Here is a 3101-nt window from a genome sequence, read left to right as displayed (position 1 = left end):
CATGTGATCATACTTCTTTACACTATCAACCCTGATATATGGTGAAGGCCATTCTGCGGGTGGCTTGGTTCCATAAACATAGTGTACACCCTGCTCAAAACCATCTTCATTAAAGGCGTTAAAAAGCGGGTTCAGCGTATTGTCTCCGAGGTGCTCATATGATGGTCCTACGACTATTCCAGTTGACCGTGGCAGCTCGTGTACACAATCAACAGTATAGAAGGTCAGTCCCAAAGTTGTTTTGAAACCACCGCGGTTTGCAACAAAGAAAGTGTTATTCGGACGAACTAACCTGATCGTCATGTGCGGGATCGGCAGGATCTTCTCCACTACCGGTTGATCCATCGGGTTGTATATCGCTTTGTTCATGGCTCAAATCTTGAAATTCGATGTATTCATCAGCCTTAGTTAATGCTTGCTCCAGTGTCATGGGAGGGACAAGCGCAGCTCCTTCCGGCAAATTGAATATAAATAATGGCGGTGGCAGTTTGGAACGGTCTACATCATCAGGAATGCAGTTGACGGTATAGGTGTATGCTTCAGCAAACTTTGCGAGGGCTGCAATTTCCTTTGCATCAGGTGTGCATGGCTGCAATTTGCCGTCTTCGTCTTTGGAGAAAAACAATCCCTTCCGGATGCGCTCAATATCGACGTCCATGCGATCCAGATGAAGATGAAGCACGAAACGTTTATTGATCTTCCGGTTGGTTCCAAACACTTCCTGTGTATTGGAAATATCGTTCTCTGCGGTAAACTTGCTCACAGCAAATTTGAAGGCAATTTTATCGCGGATCTCTACCCAGTTTTTTTCCTTTGCAACCATGAGGTCATAGGCGAACTCCCATCGGGTAAGGATCTTTTCTTCCTCACTGTTCAGCTGAATTTTATCCCCTGCCAGGTATTTGGTGATCCGGCTTTTGGCATCCTGCCCTTGCCTGGTTAATCCTTTGCTCATTCCTACAGTTTAAGTAGTTTCTTGTACTTCAATACATCCTTTTCATATTCCAGTAACAGCGCTGTCCATTTGGGAACTGATTTGTGTTTCGGCTGCTGCTTAATTTTATCCCGATAGCGCCGGACATATCTTTCAGCATTATCCAGCGCCTTGTATAAAGCCCGCGGTTCCACGATTTCCTCCTCCTGCTGCTTCAGCTCCGGATAATGGCCATGAGCGAGGTACAGATCGCGCTTTTGGTAGTATTCCTGCACCTGGTCATCGAGATCCAATATTTCATGCGCCAGCCGACCGGCTTCTATTTCCTTCAGAGTGTTGCCATTTTCGCCCTGTAGCGCTACTTCATACACAACATGCACCAGCGCCATTAAACGCGCGTAATCGGGCTTCCATTGATCGTACAGGCGCTGCACAACCTGGTCAGTGATTGGATTGGGCCACCCGTGGTGAGAAACAGGAGCGGTGGCCGGCGAAGGAATTAAAATGGGCAGTGCTGCAGTCGGTTCCGGAACATCTTCCAGGACAGGCGGTGAGACAAGATCCTGCATGGCCTTCAGCAGGCGTTTACGCTTATATTCGGTCTCTTCCTCCCGGAATAAGGCACGCAAATTCGCATCCGTGCAGTACTGCAACAGGATGCGAATTCCGGCATGATAGTCTTGAGATGAAGAAAGCCACTGGTGCACGTTTTCCATAGTTCAAATCTCTATGAATCAGTGTGCACCGGAAAGGACAATTACTTACACCTCTTGCCTAGTTCATGAAAAAAGTGCTGAAGCGCGTCAATCAATAAAAGCTGCTCTTTGTACATTATTCGATCTCTTTCGGGTAGGCCGTGGTGGATACAACCATTAACGGAATTTCTGAGGGCTGACAAATCATGTGCAATAGTCAATAGAGAATGAGAATGATCAAATAATTGCACACAGCGAAGGACTTCATGAGCGGCGTTTGGCATAGTTTGAACTCAGGTTTAAAGGTCATGGGTCAGTCTTACTTAGCAATGGTGTAAACAGAAATTATAGGGCTGCATCAATCCTGTATACGTGTGAATCGTTAGGATCATAAACATAACGACTTTTTAATATCGTACCGGCAAAAATTGATATTTAACAACTTTTTTTAGTGGATTCTGATGAGTTCCATATTGGAATATTCCCTTAGAGGCAGGGTGAACCGGGGATTTTTGATGAAGTACTCGACATTTTTGATCACTAATGTATCCGTGTAGCTCATATTGAGTACATCCTCCAAAGTGAATTTCACTGGCAGGGTGATTTCCTCACGCTGGAATAACAGTGATAGGAAGTACGCCCAGGACTGCTTATACAGCCCCCGCTCGAAATTGTTGTTATCGTTATACTCCCACACCAGTGCCTTATGGCGAAGGACAGTTCCACGGAGATCATGGCAGGCTGCTGTGCTTTGCGGAAAATGGTAGTCTGGCAGGTCAAGGTAATTGATGGTCATGCCCATTCCGTGGTGATAGCAGATATAAAAAGTTTCCTCTTCATATTGGTCGATGGAGGCTGACGGGTATGCGCTGTACCTTGCTACTTCAGTATTTCCGCCCATGTTTACATTTGGCAGAAACTGGTGCCCAGGTATCAGACACTGCGTAGTGATCGTTTCCTTTTTTTCATCCTTACCGGGATCATAATCGAAATTATTATCGGCTATCTTAACCCATGCTTCCAACCCTTCAGCGTTGGTGCAATACCAGTATGAATTATCACCCAAAACAAAATACAGGTGGTTCAGGCGCTCAGGTACAGCTGGTGGAAATTGGAATGGATTGATCACAACCCCCTGGTATGATAAAGTTTTGAAGTCAGGCTTTGGGGAACCGGCTGTCTGCGTGAGTGCATACAGAGTATTGGCGCTGTTATTTTTGAAGTTGTATTTCGCGCCAGCTTTGGCGGTAGCGTCTCTTTTTTTCCTGCCTGAGAAGATGGCATTTCGATAACGAATGGTACACACTTTCCTTTTGAAATCAAAATCGTACCATAGCCCGAACCTGTTTTGTAACCCGATCAGGAAGGCGCTCATTTTTACAGGTGGCACAAAGTCCCTTTTATTCCAGGTAATGATCGAATCGCGCAAATGAGTGAGCTGGGATAGATAATCAATGGGCGTGCTGTGAAGC

At 45.8% G+C, this 3101-nt stretch carries 4 protein-coding genes; all 4 read right to left on the bottom strand.

Annotated elements, in window-relative coordinates:
• Positions 1–303: hypothetical protein (locus ACTHMC_RS25220; RefSeq protein ID WP_440417532.1), on the bottom strand; the 303-nt coding region annotated here is incomplete at its 3' end.
• Positions 275–955, bottom strand: a complete 681-nt coding sequence (locus ACTHMC_RS25215; protein WP_440417531.1) for a hypothetical protein — start codon at positions 953–955, stop codon at positions 275–277. The genes ACTHMC_RS25215 and ACTHMC_RS25220, both read right to left, overlap by 29 nt.
• A gap of 2 nt (positions 956–957) precedes the next feature.
• Entirely contained in the window at positions 958–1650 is a 693-nt protein-coding gene (locus tag ACTHMC_RS25210) for a hypothetical protein (protein ID WP_440417530.1), read from the bottom strand.
• 427 nt (positions 1651–2077) lie between these two features.
• A partial coding sequence (locus ACTHMC_RS25205) for a hypothetical protein (protein WP_440417529.1) occupies positions 2078–3101 on the bottom strand: 1024 nt, incomplete at its 5' end.

It is taken from the genome of Pseudobacter sp., assembly GCF_051955275.1.
In the GTDB taxonomy this organism is placed as follows: domain Bacteria; phylum Bacteroidota; class Bacteroidia; order Chitinophagales; family Chitinophagaceae; genus Pseudobacter.
This window is presented reverse-complemented; position numbering and strand designations above follow the sequence as displayed.

What these genes read in the sequence shown, in the direction of transcription:
- ACTHMC_RS25215 (WP_440417531.1), bottom strand. Translation starts at nt 955, where the DNA reads ATGAGCAAAGGATTAACCAGGCAAGGGCAGGATGCCAAAAGCCGGATC.
- ACTHMC_RS25210 (WP_440417530.1), bottom strand. Translation starts at nt 1,650, where the DNA reads ATGGAAAACGTGCACCAGTGGCTTTCTTCATCTCAAGACTATCATGCC.